The 3,205-nt window shown below is 61.5% G+C and carries 3 protein-coding genes; 1 reads left to right on the plus strand and 2 read right to left on the minus strand.

The features are described from left to right. The first annotated feature begins 623 nt into the window (after positions 1-623). On the plus strand, positions 624-1,070 hold the full coding sequence (locus VIW95_RS06135) for a GNAT family N-acetyltransferase (protein ID WP_331584549.1): 447 nt from the start codon (positions 624-626) through the stop codon (positions 1,068-1,070). A gap of 129 nt (positions 1,071-1,199) precedes the next feature. Here the strand turns inward: VIW95_RS06135 and VIW95_RS06140 are convergent, their stop codons facing one another. Beyond that, complete coding sequence (locus tag VIW95_RS06140) at positions 1,200-2,093, minus strand: phytanoyl-CoA dioxygenase family protein (RefSeq protein ID WP_331584550.1); 894 nt, start codon at positions 2,091-2,093, stop codon at positions 1,200-1,202. A 261-nt stretch (positions 2,094-2,354) separates the two neighbouring features. Beyond that, the coding region (locus tag VIW95_RS06145) for a VOC family protein (protein WP_331584551.1) at positions 2,355-3,205 on the minus strand (851 nt) is incomplete at its 5' end.

The raw sequence follows: 3,205 nt of genomic DNA on the forward strand, positions 1-3,205 counted from the left end.
GTCCGGTAGTAACGTCGGCGAGTTTCGCGGCGGCGTCGAAGGAAGCGCTGAAGAGTATCGGTCGGCACAGCCTGCGCGGAGTATCTGAACCGCAGGAAGTTTTCGCGCTGAAACTCGATGCAGGGTGAACAGGATCGGGCAAATCATGACGATCTTGGAACGTCAGATTTTGGCGGGAGGGCGAAAACATACAACCTGTTGTGGTTATGGGAGGGTCGGATACCATCGGTAGTTTTGTTCCGTCAGAAAATGTTTTCGTGCGGAAGCATTCGACGCCGCGATGCTTCGGAATTTGGGCAAGACAATAGCGCTCTGAGTTTTCGCTCATTCGTTATTAGTAACGCGGCCGATGATCCTGCGTAAGGCTGAACAGTTCAGCCCTGAACTTTGGTGACATAGGCGATCAGGCGGAGGCAGAATCTTGAATCGTGCGCGAAACCTCACCCCTAACCCCTCTCCCTTCTGGAGAGGGGAACAAAGAGCGCGCTGCAAAAGGACCCTCACCTTCGATCCTCTCCCTCACAGTGAGAGGGGGAGAGCAGCGAGGGAATTTTATGTGTCTCGATACTGACGCAGGTCGATTGACCGTCGTGCGCGCTGCTCGCGGGGACTATGAGGTGGTGATGGCGCTCCTGCGGGAAGCGGCGGATTGGTTGAGCGAGCGTGGTATTCAACAGTGGTACCACTGGTACATGGACGTGGGAGAACAGATACTCCGCGAAAGCCTCGAACATCATGAGGTCTATCTTTTCCACGGTGACAACGGCCGGATCGGCACTCTGACCATCCAATGGTCTGATCCTGACGTGTGGGGCGAACGCGGCATCGACGGGCTAGCCCGTTACGTTCATGGCATGGCGGTCGCGCGGAGCGCGGGCGGGATGCGAGTTGGCGAGCGGATGCTGGAATGGGCGGTCGGTACGATCGGCGCGCGCGGCCGGCGCTTTGCGCGGCTGGACGCGATGGCGTCGAACGCGCGGCTGTGTCGCTACTACGAGCAACGGGGGTTCCATCCGCTTGAGACAGCATTGCTGCCGGGCAACTTCACGACGCGGCTGTTCGAACGGTAACTCTGAAGACCTCCGTCATCCTGAGCGCAACTAAGAATCTCGCACCAAACGCGCTTTCGCAGACGCCGGACGCAAGAACGTCCGTCGAGATTCTTCGCCGCCGCGGCTCGGAATGACGGGAGAAAGTGACTAGTCGGGCTTCTGCGTGGCGCCGTGCGGCTGAGTCTTCAGGAATTCGTCCGCTTTCTGCGTTTCCAGGACTGGGCGGAAGCCGTTGCGGGCCAGGTCGGGGCGGACTACCTCGATTGGATCGCGCGTGTCGTCGACATAGCCGAGGGCGTAGGCGCCCAATCGGTAGCCCATCAATCTAAGAAGGTCGACGGGAAGGGTGCGCGCGATTTCGAGCGGGACCGACAAATACTGGTTTTCTTCCTGACGGAGCCACGAAACGTTGTAAGTGATGTTGATTCCGGTGCGGATGTTGGTCGAGCGGTTCGCGCCGCCGCCGTGGTAGATGCTTCCGGTATAGAACAGCACTGATCCTTTGGTCATCTCGGCCGGCTCGGTGTCGGCCTCGCTGAAGCGCAGGCGGTCGTCGAAGCGGTTACTGCCGGGGATAACGCGGGTCGCGCCGTTTTCCTCGGTGAAGTCGGTCATCGCCCAGATTGTGTTGCACTGGACTTCGTAGCCGCGCGGGAACGGGAAGAAATCGAAGGCCCACTGGTCGCGATGAATTGTCTGGGCCGGCTCGCCCGGGCCGATCGAGATTATTTGCGTGAGGTGGAGCTGAAAGCTGGTCGCGTGGCCGAGCAGTTTGCCGACCGCGCCGAGCACCGTGGGATTCATCACAAGCTCACGGGATTTTGGCGAGCGCGCGATCAGGCCGCCGGTCCTGCGCGTGCGGCGGCCGCTGAAGTCGTCGGGGCCGAACGGTGTTTTTTCGGTGAAGGGACGCAGCTCGGCGGCGACTTCGTCCATGATTTCGGGGCGCACGACGCGATCGACGACGACGCATCCGTCGTCGGCGAGGGCCGCGCAGATTTCGTCGGCCGAAGCCGACACGGGCAAGTGTTTGATGCTCATGTTTTTTCAGCGGGCTCCGGCTGGAGATTGTATCTCGCATCGTTTGCTAGATCGATGCGATGAGATCGCAATGACACTACAAGGAGCGCTTCGCGATTTCAAAAACCGGTACCGGCTTCGCTGGCGCGAAGCTGTCCGAGGCCCGTTCCTCCCGTCGCTAACGCTCCCGTCGTCAGGGTGACAAAGAATGCGAAGCTGTCCGGAGGCCCGCCCGCTCGCGTTGTTCGCTTTGTCAGGATGACAGAGTCGGCGCTTCGCCGATCAGTCGTCGCGGAGCGGGCCGGGTTGCATGAACGCGATTGCGACGCCGTCGAGCGGATCGACGATTCGCGCGATCTGCCCACCCTGAATCGCGAGCTTCGGCTCGGTCGCTTGCAGACCGTTCGCGCGCGCGGTTGCGACTGCCTGCGCGATGTCCGTGCACATCAGCGCGAGGCCCCAGCATCCGGGACGTCCGCGCGTCGCGGGTCCGACGATTTCGAGCACCGTCTGCTCGAGCTTGAAGAAGGCCTGTCGCGCCCCGTTGCCGACTTCGCGGATTCGCTTGCACGGGACACCGACTGCTTCGTTGGCGGCGATCGCGTCGCTCAGCACCGGAGTCATCACGACGATGTGCTCGAGATAATCGACGGTGTTTGCATTGGTCCCGCAAAGCCGTGCGAGTGCCTGGCGGCGCGACTCGATGTCGAGACTGATGGGAGCGGCTGCGGTTACGACGCCGGGCAATCCCGATGAAAGCATCTCGGCCTTGATGAAAGGCGGCGAGAGCGCCGGCAGCAGGATTGATTCTGATGGGGCCGTGCGCGGCTCACGGTCGTCCGAGATCAACACGCCCTTTACACCCCAAACCCATCCGATGATGCTGCCGCCGCTGTCATTGGTGGTCGCTTCGCGCAAATGCTGCGCGAGAGGCGAGACGGATCCGGCGGATTGCATCGCGCACAGATCGATTTCCACGGCACCGGCGGCCATCCGCGCGATCCCGATGCCGTCAGCGGCGAATTCTTTGTCGTCCGGCGCGACGGCGAACCCGGCGCGTCGCCAATTTTCGCGCGCGGCCGCCAGATCACGCACGGCGACGAGGACTCTTTCGACACAAATTATTCCCAATC

The organism is Binatus sp. (SeqCode) (genome assembly GCF_036522015.1).
GTDB lineage: Bacteria > Desulfobacterota > Binatia > Binatales > Binataceae > Binatus.

Excerpts from the sequence above, each read along its gene's own strand:
- VIW95_RS06135 (WP_331584549.1), top strand. The coding sequence starts at position 624 with ATGGCGCTCCTGCGGGAAGCGGCGGATTGGTTGAGCGAGCGTGGTATT.
- VIW95_RS06140 (WP_331584550.1), bottom strand. The coding sequence starts at position 2,093 with ATGAGCATCAAACACTTGCCCGTGTCGGCTTCGGCCGACGAAATCTGC.